The organism is Hyella patelloides LEGE 07179, from assembly GCF_900659865.1.
Lineage (GTDB): Bacteria > Cyanobacteriota > Cyanobacteriia > Cyanobacteriales > Xenococcaceae > Hyella > Hyella patelloides.
Genome location: NZ_LR213790.1, coordinates 24143 through 44269, shown reverse-complemented (window position 1 = coordinate 44269; position 20127 = coordinate 24143). Strand labels below are relative to the sequence as shown.

Sequence of the window (20127 nt, the reverse complement as noted above, 5' to 3'; positions counted from 1 at the left end):
ATCGGAGAGAAAAGAGCGACAGTGGCAGGCATTCGATTTTGTAGTTCTGTCTGAATCTTATCTGTTCTCCTTTCTGCACGATACTGGTCTACATTATGTAATGCGAACATGATACCGAACATCATCAAGACTCCGAAAGTAATCAAACGCTTAGTATGGGGTGAAGTTACAGAAGCTCTGATTCCTGCATTTTCTGCCATAGATTCAGCTATGAGAGCAAAGCTACACATGATGCTGATCACGACCGCAAAAGCTGCCAGTATGGAACAGATAGTCACCAAAAGTTCTGCATACTTATCAATCCAATCTGGCAGTATATTCCAACCAAGTGCTTCATCAGTAGTCCAGAGAATTACACCGACCACCACGATTAGGAAGACGATCAGTCCTGTATTGGTCGAAGCTCTTAGGGCGCGTCGGTAATTCATTATCAAATCTCCCCGTCAGGGATACACTACAACTTTAAGGGATTATTTTGACATTGAGAATATCGCAGGTATTTGTCTAGATTGATTATTCACTTGGACGGAATTAATTCTTATAGGATGGATTTACATTATATTTCTTAAGATTAACAACATCCGAGTAGCAATTCAAAAAATGTCCTAACCTGTATACGTAGTGCTATTAGCGATCGCCTAGTGCCAAGCTTCGTCTGATCGCCCAACTATCCAGCGATCGCTATTAACTCAGATCGTTTCTCACCCATTAACAAGAAACTTAGTTTGTGGCTAGGACTAAAATCAGCAAATTCACAGTAGCTAGTTGTTTTGTTTGATCTTTTGTTCAAACACTACTTATTAAATTCAAATTCTGCCATAACGAGCTTGTAAAATATTTTCAGGATGCTGTTGATTATGCAGCCACGCCCACATCTGATCCCCTAGGGAAAAATGCCACCATTCCCCAGGATGACGCATAAAACCAGCGAGAGTCATTACTTGGTTTAGTAATTGGCGATGTCGATGATATTGTTGCTCTACTAGCTGTTTGCTTTTTTGATAATAGTTTGGATGCGATCGCTCAGATAATTCATCTATTTCTCCTCCCATATCAATTACGTTGTTATAGCTATTCACCAGGGTTAAATCGATCGCAGCCCCCGTACTGTGAGGAGGGGGAAGCTCTTTTTCGATGCTTGGTACTGCCCAAAGCTGATACACTTGCTCCCAAATATTTTGTCTTTGTTGGGCTGATACAGTGCTGGGAGTGAGATGATGTTTTTTCAGCAACAAGTCAAAGGTATAGTCCACCATAAATTGTTGTACTCCCACTGGTCTATAGGCATCATATATTTTTAATTTCCAACCAGGGTGACTTGTCCCTAAGAAAAATTGAGCCATTTCTAAGGCTTCCACCACTCCTTGACGCAAACAATATGGCGATCGCTGTCCGTATTCTGCACCCAATTTTTCGTAAGGATGAGGTAATTCGACAGCAAATTTTTCCAAAGGAATGGGAATTAATGGCTCGTTACATTCTCGAATCAGAATTTTTTGATAGGGTTTCATCTTAACGATTAAGAAGATCAATACAATGGACGATGGAAAGAAGAAAGACAACTAAATCGCTGTCTTAATCATTGTTAAGCGATCACTATTAAAATAACTGCTTAAAACTAACTTATAATGCGAACTATTGCAGAGATTAATGACAAAATTCATCGGGGTCAAGTAGTAGCTTGGACGGTAGAAGAATTAAAAGCCCAAGTAGCAGATATCGGAATTACTCAAGCTTTTAAAACAGTAGATGTTATTTGCACGGGGACTTTTGAGCCGATGGAGTCTTCTGGCGCAATTATTAACTTGGGTCATACCGATCCACCGATCAAAATTCGTCAGTGTTGGTTTGATGGTGTACCTGCTTATGCGGGATTTGGCGCAGTAGATATTTATTTAGGAGCAACTGCGATCGCAGAATCCCACGATAGCAATGATTTACGCGACCAACTCAGAATCAATTCTCAAAGAGGTGGGGGTCATGTCATAGAAGACTTAATTGCAGGAAAAGCAGTTTCTTTTAAAGCATTAGGACAAGCCACAGATTGTTATCCCAGAGCTTCTTTTGAAAACACTATTACCAAAGACTCTATCAATCAATTTTATCTCTTTAATCCGCGAAATCTCTATCAAAACTTCATTGTGGGAGTTAATGGCAGCGATCGCCAATTGTCTACCTATCTAGGTACACTACAACCAGAATTAGGCAATGCGGTTTACTCTAACCCAGGAGCAATTTCCCCATTGCTCAACGATCCAGAGCTAAAGATAGTTGGTATTGGGACAAAAATTTGGCTTGGTGGTGGTGTAGGTTATATCGCGTGGGAAGGTACACAACATTTTCCTTTGCAAAAACGTTTGCCAAATCGTACTCCTATTGGTCCTGCTGCAACGGTAGCTTTAATTGGTGATGCCAAAGGAATGAGTGCGCAGTGGGTGCGAGGCTGTTATTTTCGTAACTATGGTTCATCTTTAATGTTGGGAGTGGGTGTTCCTATACCAGTGTTAGAAGAGTCTGTAATTCGCGATTGTGCTGTAAGAGATGGAGATATTGTTGCTCCTGTAATTGATTTTTCGATTCCCCGTCGAGTTAGACCAACTTTTGGTTTAGTGAGCTACGCTCAATTAAAAAGCGGACGACTTGTCATTGATGGGAAAAAAGTCAGAGTAGCTCCCCTAGCGAGTATTGCTTTCTCTAGACAAATTGCCGAAGAATTAAAACAAGAAATTACCACAGGAAAATTTACTCTAACTGAACCAGTTGCGATGTTATCTAGAGATCGCTCTTTTATTCCTCAAGATCCTAGAGGCTCATCGGTTTCTTTGGAAGATTAGGTGTTGTATCATGATGAGGTGGTGAGGCAAAAGTAGCAAGTCGCAAAATCTAGACGACGAACAAAGAAGGTTTTAAAGCAGATAATTTAAAAATCATCCCGCAACTATGCAATGCTGAAGATTAAGAGCATCGAGTCAAGAGTCAGAAGTTTTTGAGAATACAGAATATTAATAATCGATGATTAATGTTTTAATCAATTCCCAGAGTTTTATCATCTTATTCTCAGTATCTTTTGTCAGGCTAAATAAAGACAAACTGTTAACTAAAGTTTGAAGAATTAATCCTTCTGCTATCTGTCATCTGCTATTTTTTCTTTGCCTTACTCAAGATGAAACTTCTCTGGTACAAACTCGATCCTGCTTCTTTAAAATTACGCCTTACCGTGGGGATTGCTCTTTTTTCCACTCTGGGTTTGTGTGGTTTAGCCAGTTGGACGAGTATGCGGATGCAACAGATTTTAGTATCCACTCACAAAGACAATATCAAATATATTGCCGAACGTTTTCCCCACGATGTCAAAATTTATAGTGACATGGTGTCCTTAGAGGAAGGAGTACAAAAGGCAGTTGATAATTTATCCAATGACAATATAATTATGTGGGCAAAAAGCGATCGTAATGTCGTAACTGCTCGTTCACAAATACTGCAAAATACTAAAATTGCCCAGGTGCTTTTACCGCTTAAAAATGTGCCTCCCATCCCCCAAGTAAAAGATTTAGAAGGACGTTATTGGCTATTGTGTGCGACTCCTTTGCAAGTAAAAGGGGTTAATTTGGGAAAATTTTATATTGCTCAAGATATCACTGAAGATCAAAAGATGCTGCTGCGTTTACTCCGCAGCCTCACTCTTGCCACTATCATTGTCACAGCAATCATGATTACCGCCATTGCTTTCTATATTAATCGATCGCTGCGACCCCTTAAAAGAATTAGCCAACTTACTTCTGATATCTCTGCGGAGCGACTTGGTGAGGCACATTTCAATCTGGAAAATCCTCCCAGTGAAGTCAAAGAATTAGCCGAAACCTTTGAAAAAATGTTGCTGCGTCTTTCTCAATCTTGGGAACATCAACGACAACTTTTAAGTAATGTTTCTCACGAATTACGAACCCCTTTAACTATTATTTGTGGCTACCTAGAAAGTACTTTGAGGCGGGGACCAAATCTCACCGAAATCCAAAGAGAAGCCCTGACTACGGCTGCATCCGAAGCAGATCGTACCGTACAACTCTTACAAGACTTATTAGATTTAGCTAGAGCCGATAGTGGTGCAATGCACTTTCAACTTGAAAAAATTGACGTTCATGAGCTAATTACAGAAGTAGTCGCCATGACTAAACAATATAGTAACCATCAAATTATTTTTGAGTCTAATAAGAGTAATTTAGAGATCGCAGTTGATAAAAATCGCTGCAAACAAGTTTTACTAAATTTAATTGACAACGCCATCAAATATTCAGCTTCCGAGTACCCCATTACCATCAAATCTTATTTACAAGATAGTTTAGTAATTATTGAAATTTGCGATCGCGGTGTGGGCATTCCTTTACAGCAACAAGCCCGTATTTTTGAGCGATTTCACCGTTTAGATGAAGCTCGTAATCGTGCAGGAGGAACGGGTTTAGGTCTTTCTATTGTCAAAACTTTAGTAGAGGGGATGGGAGGCAAAATCAGCGTTCAATCCCAACTGGAAAAAGGCAGTACTTTCACTCTCAAATTTCCTGGTGTTTAAATACTTTCCTTGTGCTCTAAGTAATTAATAGAAAAAGAAGTTGTTTTCAGGTTTACTTGAGGGACAACTAAACATACAAGCAAAAAACCCACTAACAAAACGGTAGCTTTAGTTCCCCCTTTAATTTCCCAATTAAATGTTTGTTTTGTAATTTTGTTGGTCGAAGGCAATAAGACTAAACCCATGATGAAAAAGACGATCCCAATCAGTATATAGGGTGGTGGGTTCATCAAAGCTCCAAAACAAGCCATAAAAAAAAGCATTCCTAGCGATCGACTAAGATAAGAAACAATCATCAGTATTATTTTTCAGAATTTAATTTCTAGATTTTCTTAACCTATTTATAGTTCCCATCAAAGAGTTAAAATATCGCAAAAATCTTGATTTTATCGAGTATTTATCCAGCAGATGACAATAATTACAGTACAAGCTAGGCTGGTACGATGCTATTTAAAATTAGCTCTAAGCCATTAGCTATAAGCTATAAGTTTGAATCGCTTGAGACGGAGGAGTTAACCTCCACGCGCGCCCTGTTCCACTATGCCAGAAGTGGAGGAGTTGAACCTGGTGATAAGCTTGGAGCTTGGAGCTTGAAGCTGTTAGCTAGTTAAAATCAATCCTTTAGTTCAGTAATCTAGATTTACTATGGTAATCTTTCTCAGTAATTATGGGCATCATAAGGGGCAAAGTAATATTTGTGCCACAAAAAACGTTTGCTATCGTAAGGGGCTGACCCCGCCATCGAAGGGCGGACGGGCGACACAGGGATTCGAGGCCACCTCGAATCACACGCCCTTGGCTTGTACGCCCCGTCAATAAATCTATTCAAGCTTGACACACTTGTTTGTCTGTTGATGTAGTTTGACTAGCAAACCACTATATATAAGACGAATTACCTCAATTAATTTAATTCCACCGCCAGTAGAAATCAATATCAATCAATTATGAGCAGAACAGATAATCAAGAAGTAGTGGCAGGACTAGAACAGCCGGTTGTAGAAGAATTAATTCCCACTGATTTGGTAGAAGTAGAAGAAGATCGAACTTCTAGCAGTATTCCCAATGAGTCTTTGGCTCTTCTTTCTCCTGACAATCTAGGAACAGTGTTGAGTGTTGGGAATGCTGCAATTAACCCAGGAACAACAGTTACTATTCCGATCCTGATTAGTGATGCAGAAAGCTTACAGTCCCTTAGTGTCGACTTAACCTATAACACTTCAATCTTAAGTATTGCCGACCCCAATCCAGATACTCCAGAAAATGAAGGAGTTAGAAGAGCAGGAATCAGTGCTGATTGGGCATTAGAACCTAGTAACCCTGTAGCCAATGTCAATGAGGAAACAGGAGAAGTTGGCATTAGCTTAGTCAATACTGGAGATTTACCTCAACCAGATGAGGATGGCAATGTTCCCTCTGGAACTATCTTAGAAATTGATTTTCAAGTTAGCGAAGATGCTGATTTAGATTCTTTGGATGATGAGCTTATTGATTTACAATCAGCTAGAGTAGGGGTTAACGACGAAGATATTGCCGTAGGCGACGATAATTTAAGTGACGGCCCAGTACTTGGTCCCCTAGATACCAATATCAATCGTTTTCAAAGTACGGAGCGTCCAGGAACCTTTCTTTTCGCCGGAGAAGCAGAGAGTGTCAGTATTCGAGAAAACTTCTCCGACACCTTTGTGGAAGAAGGATTGGCTTTCCAAGTAGCAGATGAACCAGGAGAGGATTTAATCCAGATAAATCGTTTTCAAAATACGCAAGTTCCAGGAACCTTTCTTTTTGCCGCAGAAACAGAGAGTGTCAATATTCGAGACAACTTCTCCGACACCTTTGTTGAAGAAGGCATCGCATTTTATGTTTTTGGAGCGGGTTCCGACCAAGCAACACCATTTACCCGTTTCCAAAATATTGAAGAACCTGGTACTTTTGTGTTTGCAAGCCCTCAAGAAAGCGCAAGTATTCGAGACAACTTCTCCGACACCTTTATTGAAGAAGGCATAGCTTTTGAAGCTGGAACGTAAAGGTATAAGGAAGGAGGGAAATCCGTTTTCTTCTTTCCTGTTTACTACATATTGATTTCGAGTTAGCTCAAAAGGTTATAATAACTGAATATTAAAGTAAGCGATCGTTCATCTCATCAATTGTTTTATCGCAAAATAGAGAGAGACGGAAGTAAGTTTGAATAAACTGAAGGAACGCAATGTATTAAAAAAAAAATTAGAACTATAGGACAAAAAAATAATGGTAGCTGTTTCTGTAAGTAGTATATTTGTTGCAAGTGTAGCCATCTATTTGACTACAAAAATAGACGATGAAGTATTTAAAGTGGGAATGGCATTTGTCGCTCTGGTTTTTGGGTTGGTTACTCTAATTTGCGCTCCTTGGATTCTCAAGCTGTTAGTCATGGCCATTCCTTTATTTTTCGGGAATTTGGGTAATGTATCCAACTTGAATTAGACTCTAAACTAGTTTTCGTTAGGTGTAGATTACTAAATTTTGGTAGTATTGTGTAAAGTTTAATTAAGGAGTGCGATACCGTGGTGTCTTTACTGGTAGATTTTCTTGCCACAACAGGAGGCGAGTTTCCTATTTATTTCGTGGCTGTATATGTCGTGGGCTTTATTGCTGCTGTTTCTATTGGTTCAATTGCTTGGTACAATTCCAAGCGTCCTGCTGGTTGGGAAAACGCACAACGCCCTGATTTTGTCCCTGACATGGAAGATGAGAAAGAATCTTCAGAAAGCCAATCATCTGGCAAATCTTGACTCATTCATGGTCTATTCTTAATAATTTTATGACGGTGAGGGACTTTTTAAGGATCGGGATTAGAGTATAAGGAGTCAAGAAAATTCCTTTCTTCATTTCTCAATCCCCAATCTTCATCCTTCATTTCTTGTTCGTGATCCCTATATTTGACAATTGGGGCAAAAATGGCAAGAACGCCCCCCTAGCTTAATTTTTTCAATGGAAGTCCCACAAATACGGCAAGGTTCGCCTTTTCTGCCATAAACTAAAGCAGAGTCACCATAGTTACCGTTGACACCTAACAGATTTAAAAAATCACTGAAAGTAGTACCACCTTTATTGATAGCTGTTTGCAGCACTTCAATAATGGCTTGATGCAGTTTAGTAATTTGGGTAGGGGTTAGATCTGTTGCAATAGTTGTAGGGTGAATACCGCTTCTAAATAGAGCTTCATCAGCATAAATATTACCAATTCCCGCTACAATTGCTTGATCTAGCAATAAAATTTTAATATTGCGACGACGCTTGCTTAATTTGTCGGCAAAATAGGTTGCAGAGAATTCTGCTGCAAAGGGTTCGGCACCTAATTTTTGTAAACCTGTAATGATAGTTTCGGGGGATGTTTGGGGTGGTACTAGCCACACTTTGCCAAAAGTACGGGTGTCAACGAAGCGTAGTTCTTGATTATGGGGAAAGAATAAACGAACACGGGTATGTTTTTGTAAAGTATCAGTTTGTTTTGTCCAGAGTAATTGACCAGTCATGCGGAGGTGAACTCCCAACCATCCCTGTGGTTTTTGAGCATTGTCTACTAATTGAGCTAATAAATATTTTCCTCTTCTTTGCCAAAAAGCGATCGCCTTATCTTTAATACTACTATAAAATTCGCTAACAGAAAAAGGATAGGCAAGGGTTCTTTCTAGTAACACTTCCCCACCCTCAATGGTCTGTTTCACTGTCAATTTATCTAGCCCTCGACGGACTGTTTCCACTTCTGGTAATTCAGGCAAAGTTTGAACTATCTCCTAGTTATGGGGGACTAAGAATAGCCTATCAGTCAGACTGAATATTAACCAATGGGACAAAGCTCAGTTAACTTTAAAGGAACATTTTTCTTAGGAATTTTGCCACTTTAAACTGATAAAATGGGCTGGACGACCCCCTCGATCGACAGTTTGACTAATTTTTCTGATTTGCAGATTGAAAGGTATGGCAGTGGTGAAATATCTTTGTACAGACATCCCAATTTCGGGAGCAAAATAATTGGCGGTAATACCTGCTAGACTTATTCCTAGTAGCTGTGTGAAGGGTTCTTTTGGTAGTACTAGATGAGTAGTTAAAACCATTCCTGTAGTTAGCATAGTAGCTACTGAAGCGTTAGTTCCACAACGAGGATGAATAGCTAAATCCCATTCTCCTTTTTGCAGACGCATTAAAGCCAACTTTACAGCTTTTCTTAATTGTAAGGGATTAATTTTGCCATAGAGAAAAAAACCTTGTTCTGTGGACAGTCCTCCAATGGTTTCGTCGTCTTGAGATTGATTTTGATTTAGGCTACTCAGCACCCACACTGTAGCGTGTTCTAGGGCGTGTACCTGGCGCAGCATCAAAAATTCTTTGACACCAGGAATAAAGCCCCATTGTTGTAAAAATTCACTATCTTGTTTGTTTTCGGGAACAAACCAATCTTGATGGTTATTTAAAGTAGCATCACTCATCTTTATCCTGTAGCTTTTAGGGTTTAGCTCTTGGTACGTGTTTTTTAGCTTTCTTTTCCTAAGATTTTTGATGATAGCGATGTCATCCGAAGAAAATTGGCTAATATCTGAGAGCTTTAAGTAATACTTATTGTAAAAGCAAAACTTTTAAAAAAGAGTGATGTTTATATTTTCTTGTTGTTCTTAAAATTAATTTTTTAAATTTTTATTAAATAATTTGTTTGATAGTGTGCATCAGGTCTTCATATTCCCAAGGTTTACGAATACAACAATGTAAATTAGCTTTTTCCAGAACATCTGCGATCGCTGCTTCGCTAGCTTGACCTGTTAACATGATAGTTGTTATTTCAGGATATTTTTCATGGACGGCAATTAAAAATTCATCTCCTTTCATGCTAGGCATCCACCAATCGGAAATGACTACTTTTTTACTATTTGGTTCTTCTTTTTCGAGATCTGTAACTATTTCTAGCCCTTCTTCACCACTACTTGCAAATTCATATAAGCAATTATTATTAAAAAATTTACGTAGCTCGATTTTTAGGCTATCAAGTACTAAAGTTTCGTCATCGACACAAATAATAATTGGTTTAGGCATTAATATAGACTCCTTTTGATTTAGTGTATATTGTTAATTGGTAGAAAAACTTTAAAAGTTGTGTTGCCAGGGACAGAAGATACAGTGATGGTTGCTTGGTGTTTATCAATGATTTTTTTGACAATATCTAGCCCTAAACCACTACCTTCTCCTGGGGGTTTAGTAGTAAAAAATGGTTGAAATATTTTTGGTAAAATATCTTGAGAAATACCCTGTCCATTATCAGTAATTTTGACAATAATTTGTTGAGGATTACTTAGAGTTTCAATAGTCAATTTTCCTTGATATTGCATTGCTTGTAAAGCATTATGAATTAAATTTGTCCATACTTGATTTAGTTCATCGGGATAACAATAAATTTGTGGTAATGATTGATAATTTTTAATAACTTCTACCCCTTGTTTAATTTGATTTTGATAGAGAGTTAAAACAGTTTCTATTCCTTGAATAATATCAGCAGAGGATTTTGTTTCAGCCGAATCATGACGAGCATGGGTTTTTAAGGCAAACACTATTTTAGCTGCTTTATTAGTGGCAATCGCAATTGTATCGGCACTTTTTTGTAAAGAATAAAAACGATAAATCTGATTAAAAATATTGATGCCAGATTGTGCTTTTAGCAAGGGTATAATTACGGATAAATTTTCTGATAATCCTAGATCGACAATAGTATCTGCAAGGCTATCAGCATCATCAATTCCTTGAGTTTCTAGTTGGGAAATAACTTTTTTTTTGATTTTTCTTTTTTCTCTACTAGACAAAACATTATATTGATTATTAGCTTGTTTTAAAAGCTTAGTTATGATTTCTTTTTCCAAGTTATTTAAACTATTAAAAAATGACGATAAATAATATAAATCTTGCTTAAGAAAATCTTGAATATTACCAATAGAAGAGCGAATCGCCCCTAAAGGAGTATTTATTTCATGGGCTATTCCTGCAATTAACTGCCCCAAAGCAGCCATTTTTTCTGATTGAACTAATTGTGTTTGAGCAGCTTTTAGTTCTTCTAAAGTGTCTTGTAAATTTTGATTTTTTTTCTGAAGACTTTTTTGTAAAATCCGAATCGATAAATGATTGTGAACCCTGACTAAAACTTCCTCAATTTGAAAAGGTTTCGGAATATAGTCTACACCACCAACGCCAAAAGCTTTAACTTTATCAATAGCATTATTGTAAGCACTAATAAAAATTACAGGGATATTGGTTGTCTTGGGATTTTCTTTCAGTTTTTGACAAACTTCATAACCGTCCATTTCTGGCATATTAATATCCAGTAAAATTAGGTCAGGGGGAATAGCTTCCGCAGCAGATAAAGCCAACTTCCCATTGGGGACTGGTCTAACTTTGTACCCTTTACTAGTTAAAATTTGTAGGAGCAATCGCAAATTAACTGGATTGTCATCCACAGCTAAAATATCTGCTTTTGGTAAATCGAGTTGGCGACGCTCCATAATTATCAGGTCTACTTAAACAGTTGAATTTATCTAGTGACTAATTTTCTTGCTTAATTTCACATTAGGTAAATATCTGCCCTAGCCTAACTAGAGTTCCCTTTACAGTGCAAAAAATAACAAAATACTGTAATTTAGTTTATCTGTACCTTAATTTCTTTTATGCTAAGTAAGCACCAGTCAGCGATTAGAATTAATGGTAGATATTTTCAATAATCTTCCTCCTGTTAATATCGAAGCGGAAGAAGCAATTTTAGGTGGTATTTTACTAGACCCTGAAGCAATGGCGCGGGTAGCTGATAGTTTAGTAATTAAGGCTTTTTCCTTGGAAGCACATCAAGTAATTTATAGTGCTGCTCAAGTATTGCATTCTCAAGGTAAACCTACAGACTTGATGGCGGTTAGTAGCTACCTTGCAGATCGTAACTTACTGGAAAAAATTGGTGGTACAACCAAATTAGCCCAATTATTAAATCGTACTGTATCGGCAGTTAATATAGATCGCTATACTGCTTTAGTGATGGATAAATTCACCCGTCGCCAATTAATTTATGCAGGTCATGAAATTGTCGATTTGGGTTACGATACGACTAAAGAATTAGAAGAAGTATTAGACGAATCAGAACAAAAAATATTTCGCCTTAATCAAGAAAGACCCCAAGAAGGTTTAGTGCCAATTTCTGATACTTTGGTTAATGCTTTTAATACTATTGAAGAGTTACATCAAGAAACAGCTTTACCTGGCATACCTTCTGGATTTTATGATTTAGATGCTATTACTAGCGGTTTTGGACGATCCGATTTAATTATTGTGGCGGGAAGACCTGCGATGGGAAAAACTTCTTTTTGTCTTTGTATTGCTGCTAATATTGCTAAACAACAAAAGCTTCCTGTAGCCATCTTTAGTTTAGAGATGTCGCGGGAACAATTAGCACAAAGAATGTTAGCCAGTGATGCCAAAATCCCTAGTAATAGATTGCGCTCTGGTAGAATTAGCCAAAATGAATTTGAACCCTTGGTAGGTGCAGTAGGAAATTTATCCGAATTACCCATTTATATAGACGATACTGCTAATCTATCGATTATGCAAATGCGATCGCAAGTTCGCAGATTACAAGGACAAACTAAACAAGAATTGGGCTTAGTTTTACTAGATTATCTTCAATTAATGGAAGGAAGTGGTAGCGAGAATCGGGTTCAAGAATTGTCAAAAATGACTCGTTCTCTTAAAGGTTTAGCTAGAGAGTTAAACGTTCCTATTATTGCTTTATCTCAACTTAGTAGGGGGGTGGAACAGCGAAATAATAAACGTCCCATGCTTTCAGATTTAAGAGAAAGTGGTTCAATAGAACAAGACGCGGATTTAGTAGTTATGCTGTATCGTGATGAATATTATAATCCCGATACTCCCGATCGCGGTATTGCAGAAGCGATTATTGTAAAACATCGTAATGGCCCAGTTGGTACGGTAAAATTAATTTTCCAAGGTGAATTTACTAGGTTTGATAATTTAGCTAGACATGGTAATTATTAAAGGATGAGGGATGAGGGATAAGGAAAGTACAATTTAGCCCTATAAGTATTTTTATCGATAAAACCGAGTGATTTTTAAGTAGATGCAAATAGTTAATCAAATTATTGAGATTCAAACAGATATAGGAATTAATATTCATAATATTACGCCTCAAGTTGAAGCAATATTAACAGCAACAAGAATAAAAAATGGTAAAGTAATTGTATTTGTAAAACATACAACTACCGCAGTTGCTATTAACGAATATGAAGTGAGATTACTGGAAGATATCAAAAGACATTTTGCTAAACTAGCTCCTGCTGATGCTAAATATTTACACAATGATTTGCATTTGCGAGATGTTCCTCCTGATGAACCAGAAAATGCTCATTCTCATTTAATAGCTATGATGTTAAATAATAGTGAGACTGTTCCTGTTGTTGATGGAAAATTAGCTTTAGGTACTTATCAATCTATTTTATTTTTTGAACTAGATGGCGCAAGGAAGCGTCAGGTGTTAGTGCAAATTACAGGAAATTGAAAAATAATTAGTTAGGTGGGCAATGCCCATCTTACAGTAACCGTTAACAACCAACAATTAATTTAATAGTGCAAAATACTGTTTTTGAGCAATTTCAACTAATCGCATTTCTGGGCGTAACTGCTGATAGTATTAAGCTGTTGCAAACTCTACAAACTGCGACAGGTGGTGTACTTTACTCTCCTAAAAAGCTAGAAATAGAACAAACAAATAATCTCCAAAAATACAGCAATTCTCTATCAGAGCAAGTAACGACAATCTGGAATCAATATGATGCTTTAGTCTTCTGTTTAGCTACTGGTGCAGTAACAAGAATAATCGCACCTTTATTAACAGATAAACATCACGATCCTGCTATTATAGTCATCGATGCAGCAGGAAAATTTGTTATAAGTCTTTGTGGCGGACATCAAAATAATGGAGACTTATTAACAAAATTAATTGCTCAGCAGCTATCAGCAACACCTATTATTACAGGAAGTTCTAGTAGCTTAAATTTACCCGTAATCGATCTATTAGGGAAGCCTTTTGGATGGGGAAAAGGTACGGGCAATTGGACAAATGTAATGGCTGCAGTAGCTAAGAATGAAACAGTAGAGGTGATGCAAGATGCTGGCTCTAGTTTATGGATGAATAGCTTACCTGAAAAGCATTCTTTAGTAATTAATAATCTCAAACAAGATAATCACAATACTGAAAAAATAACCGAGACTAATATAACGTATCAAGCCAGAATTTGGATTAGTGCTACTACTAGAAACTTGGCAAATAGTGATAAATTACCAAAAGTACAATGGCATCCTAGAGTATTGTGGATTGGTATCGGTTGCGAAAGAAATACCGCACCACAATTAATTAAAGACGCGGTGACTAATACTCTTCAACAATATCATCTTTCAGTAAAAGCGATCGCAAGTATTGCCACCATAGAGATTAAAGCTGATGAGCCAGGTATTATCCAACTGTGTCAAGAGAACAATCTACCCTTAAAAACCTTTAATGCAGATACTCTCAAACAAATTACAGTTCCCACCCCTTCTAAAATAGTAGAGCAAGAAGTTGGTACACCTAGCGTAGCTGAAGCTGCTGCTATCTTTGGCGGTATGTCTGCTAACAGCCCAGATAATACCAATAATTGCCAACTATTAGTCAAAAAACAAATCTTTAAACAGAAAAATCAAGGCGCAGTTACAATCGCGATCGCGCAATCCGATGTAGAATATACAGGCAGAATAGGAAAATTGTATCTTATTGGTACAGGGCCTGGTAGTCTAGAACAAATTACTCCTGCTGCTAAAACTGCCATAACCGAAGCCGATGTAGTAATTGGCTATACTCTCTACATTGACCTAATTAAGTCTTTATTACGTTCATCACAAATTATTGAAGCCTTACCCATTACCCAAGAGAAAGCAAGAGGAGAAAGAGCCATTGCATTAGCACAATGGGGTTTAACTGTGGCTGTAATCTCTTCAGGAGACTGTGGGATTTATGGGATGGCGGGCTTAATTTTAGAACAATTAAAAAGTAAGGAATGGGATGGGCAAAATCCTCAAGTACAAGTTTTTCCTGGTATTTCCGCTTTACAAGCTACTGCATCTCGTGTCGGCGCACCTCTAATGCATGACTTTTGCTCTATTAGTTTGAGTGATTTACTAACACCTTGGGAAGTAATTATTAAACGGATCGAAGCAGCAGCAATGGGGGATTTTGTAACAGTATTTTACAATCCGCGATCGCAAAAAAGAATAGATCAAATTGTTAAAGCACAAGCAATCTTTTTACAACACAGAGCTAAAAAGACTCCCGTAGCAATTGTTAAATCTGTTTATCGCGAAGACGAACAAATTACGATTACTACTTTAGAAAAAATGCTCGATCATCCTATAGATATGCTGACTACCGTTATTATTGGAAATAGTAATACCTATGAATATCACGATTGGATGATTACACCCAGAGGTTATTTAAAGTAGCTTAATAGAAATATTTTTATGTAAGTGATTATTAGCTTGATTACAATGCTTCTATTAACTTATTAACTAAGCATAATTCCAATTATCTTTTGGTTCAAATTCGCCCCAAGGATTTTCCCCATGATAAGCTCCTACATATAAAACTTTATCTCCTCTAATTACCCACTCCATACCATGTTCTTCTTCCCATTCGCAGTTTAATTCGAGGTCAATTGCTGGCTCATTTCGTCCTTCTGGATTGGGAATAAATAATGAACTAGGATTAATTAAAGCTAATACTGCTCTGGGATCATCGAAGTATTTTAAATCTTCACCAACAGTTTCTAAACAATCATTGCAATAGCGAATTGAAGCTTCACAAAGATGATTAATAATCATATCATCAAAATTATTTAAATATTTGGCACACTTTAATACATAAGTTTCACTGGCATCCTCCAAATTATAAAGATTTATGTATCGCTCGAATAAAGTGCAATAAACTTCACCTTCTTGTCCATTAGAAGCATTGTGCAAATTTTTAATTAGTTTAATCATTTTATCCTTACCCATCAATATACCAATTGAACGAGCCTTTTCAGAAGTTGTCTTGATAAAGTAGTCGGTAGGTTCAAAGAGCAACAAGCAGTAAGCAACAAACCACCAAACACTGTACGGACGTTCTGTCAAAACGTTTCTACCCAATAATCAATAACCAAAACCAAATGAAATTACCAGAATTAGATAGCCAAATTATAGATCGTATATTAGAAATGGCATGGGAAGATCGTACCCCTTTTGAAGCCATTAAGACTCAGTATGGCTTACAAGAAAAACAAGTAATTGCTATCATGCGTCGGGAAATGAAAGCCTCTAGTTTTAGGATGTGGCGTAAACGAGTTAGCGGCAGAAAAACCAAACATTTAACACAAAGAGACTTTATTGAAGGTAGATTTAAGTCTCAAAACCAAAAAACTTAGACATAGCGTTCTTTGACCCAGCAAAGACTGAATATCCTAATTCTCGTCAATAGCAAAAGCAAATCACTTATATAAGTAAAAATTATTATATCTTGCTTGTTTTTCACAACAATTAAAATATATAATAAGCAATGTTAAAGCCTGGGTAGCTCAGTCGGTTAGAGCACGAGATTCATATCCTCGCGGTCGGCAGTTCAAGTCTGCCTCCAGGCATAATTAATTCTCTAAATGGTTGTCTGCCTGACGCTTCAAGTCAACAGTTTGCAATTAATAAATTTTTTAGGGATTTTTCTTAGTTTAATTGAGTTACAAGCTAATCTAAGAAAGTAATCAGATTTGAAGCTCAAAAATTTTCTATGAATGGTAGCGAACTACTAACTTTGGCTGTACTATTAACCCCTGGAATGTTGTTATCAATTGTAATTATGCTCACCTTCGCTAAAGGTGGATAAAGTCTGTAACTAACAAACAGCAACTATAAACCGAAAAATAGAACAGCACGAAATTGATGGTCAAGTTAAATTTTTAACTTCCCATCTTTTTGTGTGTTGGAAAATCATAGCCCTACTTTATTCTGCTTCTGAAGAATCTTGAGAATTAGAGCGATCATTTAAAGAATCAGACTGAGACAGATTTTCTTCTAAATCCCTTCTTTTTTCCATTTGACAGAGGAAATAGCCAGTCATCATAGCTGAGGCTAAAAGATGAGCCAGATTTTCACGATCTGTAGTAACTTTAATATTAAAGTCGCCTGTAGGTAACATTCCTACTAGCCCTTGTACGTTTTGAGAGATAATTTGTTTCACTTCAGGACTAGCTGAATGAGCAACCCTAGCTAATACTTCAGGATGTTGCTGTCGCAGGTATTCCATGAGATTATTGTAATCTCTATCAGAAGACTCCGACTCTAAAAAATCAAAATTAAATATCATTCCTAATCCAAATTTTGGATGTACGTTATATATACTTTGCCACAATATTGATGATAACCGCTATAGCAAGATACGCTAAATTTCTCTAAGAAATGGCTAATTTATCGATTTCAAAGTATTGATGAAACTTGTCTGTAACTTCTAGCCAATAGGAGCGACCATCTGTTTGAGGACGTTTCCGAATAAAGCCAAGCTCTACTAATTCCCCTACTTGCTGATAAGCACTGCTTCCTCGCATTTCTATGAGATCTGTTTGTAGCAAAGGATATTTAATAGCGATCGCAGCTAAAGTCCGTAATGCTCCTTTGCCCAGTTCAGCAGGGATTGAATCTTTTAACAGAGTTTCATAAGCTGATTTGAGTTGCAAGCTATAGCCTAAGTTATTTTCGACAATTTCTAAGGCACTATCACGGTGAGCATAGTCACTCATTAACTCAATTAAGGCCTCTTCAATCGTTTCTGTTTCAGCTTGGAGCGATGTAGCTATCTCAGCCAGAGAAAGAGCTTTACCTTTAATGTAGAGAAGTGCTTCGATCTTGGTTGTTAATTTCACTTTATTTACCTCATCAAGATTGAACACTATCTAATATTTATCTATATTTATCTATATTTATTAAAGTAACAAAGGGAAAAAATGCCCTACTGGGCCATTGCCCTGACCAATATCTAAAGAGTTCTGTAATGCTACAGTAACGTAGTGTTTTGCTTCTTTAACAGCAGTCAATAAATCTTTGCCTAAAGCTAAATTAGCAGCGATCGCAGATGAGAGAGTGCAGCCTGTACCGTGAGTGTTTTTAGTGACAATTCTTTCTCCTGTGAGAATTTCCCCGTTATGACCATCAAACCAAACATCTGGACTTTGATAGCGATCGCTCAATCCACCACCTTTAATTAAAACTACTGGTACCCCTAATTGCTTTTGAATAGTAACGGCTGCTTGTTTCATCTCCTCAACAGTGTTGATTTCTTGATTACTCAAGATGCGCGCCTCATAAAGATTAGGGGTAATTATAGTTGCTTGAGGTAATAGTGACGTTTTTAAACTGATAACAGCACTGTCATCAATTAATTGTACTCCCGCACGGGATACCATTACAGGGTCTACTACCAACGGATGAACATTGCGCTCTCTGATAAATTTTGCTACTGCTTCAATAATTTCTTGATTAAGTAACATTCCTGTTTTAACCGCATCCACTGACATATCGTCAAAAATAGCTGCCAATTGTGCTTGAACCAATTTAGGCGTTATGGCTGCTACGTCTGTAACTCCTACTGTGTTTTGAGCCGTTACACAGGTAATAGCACTTGTCCCATGAATTTTATGAAAGGCAAAAGTGCGTAAGTCAGCTTGAACTCCCGCACCACCTCCACTATCAGAACCCGCAATTGTTAGTGCTATTTTTGTCATTGAATACGATTAATAATTTGGTTTAATTTCGAGGAAAACGTCTTCTTTGTAGAAAGTCAGGTATTTCAATCCGATTGGGATTCTTGGGCGGTTGAGGAATTTGGCGATCGCTGTTTTGACCCCCTGAATTCTGTTCTGGGGCGGATTGGGAACTAGAGCCAAACAGTGGAGTGTTTTCGGCAAAAAGTGGATGTTCATTGCTTGCTGATTCATTATCAAAACCTGTAGCAATAACGGTAATCCGAATATCTCCCTCCATATTGTCATCAATCACCGCACCAAAGATAATATTGGCATCTTGATCTACTACTTCATAAACGCTTTCCGCAGCAGCATTGACTTCATGAAGTGTCAAATCGTAACCGCCTGTAATGTTCATTACTACTCCTTTTGCTCCATTAATCGAAGCCTCTAGTAAAGGAGAAGATACTGCCGTAGCTGCTGCTTCTCTAGCGCGGGATTTTCCAGAACTCACTCCAATACCCATTAATGCTGAGCCTGCGTCAGCTACAATTGCTCGTACATCGGCAAAATCAACATTAATCAAACCAGGAATTGTGATAATATCAGAAATTCCTTGGACACCTTGCCTTAACACATCGTCTGCAATACGAAAAGCTTGCTGAATAGGGGTTTCTGGAGAAATTACGGTTAAAAGTTGATTATTGGGAATTGTGATTAGAGTATCAACACGGCTTTTAAGAGCATTGATTCCTTCTTCTGCTTGAGTAGTGCGTCTTCTACCTTCAAAAGTGAAAGGACGTGTGACCACCCCTACAGTTAAGCAGCCCATTTCTTTAGCTACCTCGGCTGCGATTGGTGCTGCACCTGTACCAGTACCGCCTCCCATACCAGCAGTGATAAATACTAAATCGGTGTTTTCCAGTGCGTGAGCAATTTCTTCGCGAGATTCCTCTGCTGCTTTTTGTCCAATAGCGGGATTACCTCCTGCACCCAAACCTTTAGTAATTTTTTGCCCAATTTGTAATTTTTGAGGGGCATCTGCTTTTTCCAGGGCCTGAGCATCTGTATTGACTGCCCAAAATTCAATACCTGAGACATCGCTTTCAATCATTCGGTTGACTGCATTGCAACCACCGCCACCTACTCCAATAACCTTGATTTTTGCAACATTACTAGGTACAATTTTACTATTACTGATTTCTTCCTTGGTTGATGGAGTATTGGGATTCCCCATAAAGGGGGAAGTTTTTACATTATTGGAAGATTGATTTTTGTTGGCCACAAATAACTGGTTATATTCGTGGTTATTGTTGATTTGATTTACGGAAAGATATTCAATTTTACGATTGGAAGTCATGAGAAGTATGAATAGGTATTTGCAGGTTATGCGAGGTCGATTTAGTTTCTTGGTCTGAGAACTAACTAATTATCATTCAAATAAATCAATTTGCCTAAAAATTTTTAAATTTTTGTAATGATTGCACATCTAAATTTAGCAGATAACGATAAGTCGCTATCTTTGTTATATTCCAAGATGATAATGTTTTACAAAATCAGTATTATTAAAAGTTTATTGATTATAATAGTATGTATTTTGTCTAAATTAGACAGAGTAAACATATCTTTAAAAGCTATGAGCTATCAGCTATCAGCTTGTTCAGAGTTTAGTTTAGGAAAAAGAGCTTACTGGAGTTTTGTCAGAATGTTCAAGAAATTAGCAGAGTCTCACAAGCGTAAATTGTGAAA

At 37.4% G+C, this 20127-nt stretch carries 21 protein-coding genes, 1 tRNA gene and 1 riboswitch; of the genes, 10 read left to right on the top strand and 12 right to left on the bottom strand.

Going from position 1 to position 20127, the window contains the following annotated elements; genetic code table 11:
- Both H1P_RS06385 and H1P_RS06380 read right to left on the bottom strand, forming a co-directional pair.
- On the bottom strand, window positions 1-428 hold a 428-nt coding region (locus H1P_RS06385; protein ID WP_144865256.1), incomplete at its 3' end, for a hypothetical protein.
- A 378-nt stretch (window positions 429-806) separates the two neighbouring features.
- The gene (locus H1P_RS06380; RefSeq protein ID WP_144865254.1) at window positions 807-1511 is read right to left on the bottom strand and encodes a M15 family metallopeptidase; all 705 of its coding nucleotides are present in this window, start codon (window positions 1509-1511) and stop codon (window positions 807-809) included.
- Between the two features lie 117 nt (window positions 1512-1628).
- Between H1P_RS06380 and H1P_RS06375 the strand changes: the two genes are divergently transcribed.
- Both H1P_RS06375 and H1P_RS06370 read left to right on the top strand, forming a co-directional pair.
- Complete coding sequence (locus H1P_RS06375) at window positions 1629-2834, top strand: homocysteine biosynthesis protein (protein ID WP_144865252.1); 1206 nt, start codon at window positions 1629-1631, stop codon at window positions 2832-2834.
- Window positions 2835-3163: 329 nt separating this feature from the next.
- Window positions 3164-4567: a sensor histidine kinase gene (locus tag H1P_RS06370; RefSeq protein ID WP_144865250.1), complete on the top strand. Its 1404-nt coding sequence runs from the start codon at window positions 3164-3166 to the stop codon at window positions 4565-4567.
- On the opposite strand, the gene H1P_RS06365 is transcribed toward H1P_RS06370, so the two are convergent.
- Window positions 4564-4863: a hypothetical protein gene (locus tag H1P_RS06365; RefSeq protein ID WP_144865248.1), complete on the bottom strand. Its 300-nt coding sequence runs from the start codon at window positions 4861-4863 to the stop codon at window positions 4564-4566. The genes H1P_RS06370 and H1P_RS06365 overlap by 4 nt on opposite strands.
- 648 nt (window positions 4864-5511) lie before the next feature.
- On the opposite strand from H1P_RS06365, the gene H1P_RS06360 reads away from it, so the two are divergent.
- The 3 genes from H1P_RS06360 to psb35 all read left to right on the top strand — a co-directional run bounded on the left by H1P_RS06360 (window position 5512) and on the right by psb35 (window position 7335).
- Window positions 5512-6591 carry a hypothetical protein gene (locus H1P_RS06360; RefSeq protein ID WP_144865246.1) on the top strand — a complete coding sequence of 360 codons (1080 nt, stop codon included), beginning with the start codon at window positions 5512-5514 and terminating at the stop codon, window positions 6589-6591.
- A gap of 103 nt (window positions 6592-6694) precedes the next feature.
- A riboswitch (Glutamine riboswitch) is annotated at window positions 6695-6772 on the top strand.
- 39 nt (window positions 6773-6811) lie between these two features.
- Complete coding sequence (locus tag H1P_RS06355) at window positions 6812-7027, top strand: hypothetical protein (protein WP_144865244.1); 216 nt, start codon at window positions 6812-6814, stop codon at window positions 7025-7027.
- A gap of 83 nt (window positions 7028-7110) precedes the next feature.
- Window positions 7111-7335 carry a photosystem II assembly protein Psb35 gene (gene psb35 / locus H1P_RS06350; protein ID WP_186375861.1) on the top strand — a complete coding sequence of 75 codons (225 nt, stop codon included), beginning with the start codon at window positions 7111-7113 and terminating at the stop codon, window positions 7333-7335.
- Between the two features lie 141 nt (window positions 7336-7476).
- Here the strand turns inward: psb35 and H1P_RS06345 are convergent, their stop codons facing one another.
- The 4 genes from H1P_RS06345 to H1P_RS06330 form a co-directional block, all read right to left on the bottom strand.
- Window positions 7477-8325, bottom strand: coding sequence for a DNA-formamidopyrimidine glycosylase (locus tag H1P_RS06345; RefSeq protein WP_144865242.1), 849 nt, complete (start codon window positions 8323-8325; stop codon window positions 7477-7479).
- Window positions 8326-8430: 105 nt separating this feature from the next.
- Window positions 8431-9033, bottom strand: a complete 603-nt coding sequence (locus H1P_RS06340) for a DUF6391 domain-containing protein (RefSeq protein WP_144865241.1) — start codon at window positions 9031-9033, stop codon at window positions 8431-8433.
- Between the two features lie 208 nt (window positions 9034-9241).
- On the bottom strand, window positions 9242-9631 hold the full coding sequence (locus H1P_RS06335) for a response regulator (protein ID WP_144865239.1): 390 nt from the start codon (window positions 9629-9631) through the stop codon (window positions 9242-9244).
- Window positions 9632-9651: 20 nt separating this feature from the next.
- The gene (locus H1P_RS06330) at window positions 9652-11085 is read right to left on the bottom strand and encodes a hybrid sensor histidine kinase/response regulator (RefSeq protein ID WP_144865237.1); all 1434 of its coding nucleotides are present in this window, start codon (window positions 11083-11085) and stop codon (window positions 9652-9654) included.
- A gap of 196 nt (window positions 11086-11281) precedes the next feature.
- Here H1P_RS06330 and dnaB point away from each other — a divergent pair, with 196 nt between their 5' ends.
- The 3 genes from dnaB to cobJ all read left to right on the top strand — a co-directional run bounded on the left by dnaB (window position 11282) and on the right by cobJ (window position 15115).
- Window positions 11282-12619, top strand: coding sequence for a replicative DNA helicase (dnaB, locus tag H1P_RS06325; RefSeq protein ID WP_144865235.1), 1338 nt, complete (start codon window positions 11282-11284; stop codon window positions 12617-12619).
- A gap of 82 nt (window positions 12620-12701) precedes the next feature.
- The gene (locus H1P_RS06320) at window positions 12702-13139 is read left to right on the top strand and encodes a secondary thiamine-phosphate synthase enzyme YjbQ (protein ID WP_144865233.1); all 438 of its coding nucleotides are present in this window, start codon (window positions 12702-12704) and stop codon (window positions 13137-13139) included.
- 68 nt (window positions 13140-13207) lie between these two features.
- Window positions 13208-15115 carry a precorrin-3B C(17)-methyltransferase gene (cobJ, locus tag H1P_RS06315; protein WP_144865231.1) on the top strand — a complete coding sequence of 636 codons (1908 nt, stop codon included), beginning with the start codon at window positions 13208-13210 and terminating at the stop codon, window positions 15113-15115.
- 66 nt (window positions 15116-15181) lie between these two features.
- Here the strand turns inward: cobJ and H1P_RS06310 are convergent, their stop codons facing one another.
- Window positions 15182-15784: a DUF6985 domain-containing protein gene (locus H1P_RS06310; protein WP_222426957.1), complete on the bottom strand. Its 603-nt coding sequence runs from the start codon at window positions 15782-15784 to the stop codon at window positions 15182-15184.
- Window positions 15785-15819: 35 nt separating this feature from the next.
- Here H1P_RS06310 and H1P_RS06305 point away from each other — a divergent pair, with 35 nt between their 5' ends.
- Both H1P_RS06305 and H1P_RS06300 read left to right on the top strand, forming a co-directional pair.
- Entirely contained in the window at window positions 15820-16074 is a 255-nt protein-coding gene (locus H1P_RS06305) for a TIGR03643 family protein (protein WP_144865229.1), read from the top strand.
- Window positions 16075-16213: 139 nt separating this feature from the next.
- Window positions 16214-16287: transfer RNA gene (locus tag H1P_RS06300), tRNA-Met, on the top strand.
- A gap of 356 nt (window positions 16288-16643) precedes the next feature.
- On the opposite strand, the gene H1P_RS06295 is transcribed toward H1P_RS06300, so the two are convergent.
- The 4 genes from H1P_RS06295 to ftsZ form a co-directional block, all read right to left on the bottom strand.
- On the bottom strand, window positions 16644-17006 hold the full coding sequence (locus H1P_RS06295; RefSeq protein WP_144865227.1) for a DUF760 domain-containing protein: 363 nt from the start codon (window positions 17004-17006) through the stop codon (window positions 16644-16646).
- A gap of 85 nt (window positions 17007-17091) precedes the next feature.
- Window positions 17092-17559: an SMC-Scp complex subunit ScpB gene (scpB, locus tag H1P_RS06290; RefSeq protein WP_144865224.1), complete on the bottom strand. Its 468-nt coding sequence runs from the start codon at window positions 17557-17559 to the stop codon at window positions 17092-17094.
- Between the two features lie 60 nt (window positions 17560-17619).
- Window positions 17620-18417 carry a bifunctional hydroxymethylpyrimidine kinase/phosphomethylpyrimidine kinase gene (thiD, locus tag H1P_RS06285; RefSeq protein ID WP_144865222.1) on the bottom strand — a complete coding sequence of 266 codons (798 nt, stop codon included), beginning with the start codon at window positions 18415-18417 and terminating at the stop codon, window positions 17620-17622.
- A 22-nt stretch (window positions 18418-18439) separates the two neighbouring features.
- On the bottom strand, window positions 18440-19738 hold the full coding sequence (gene ftsZ / locus H1P_RS06280) for a cell division protein FtsZ (RefSeq protein WP_144865220.1): 1299 nt from the start codon (window positions 19736-19738) through the stop codon (window positions 18440-18442).
- Window positions 19739-20127 lie beyond the last annotated feature (389 nt).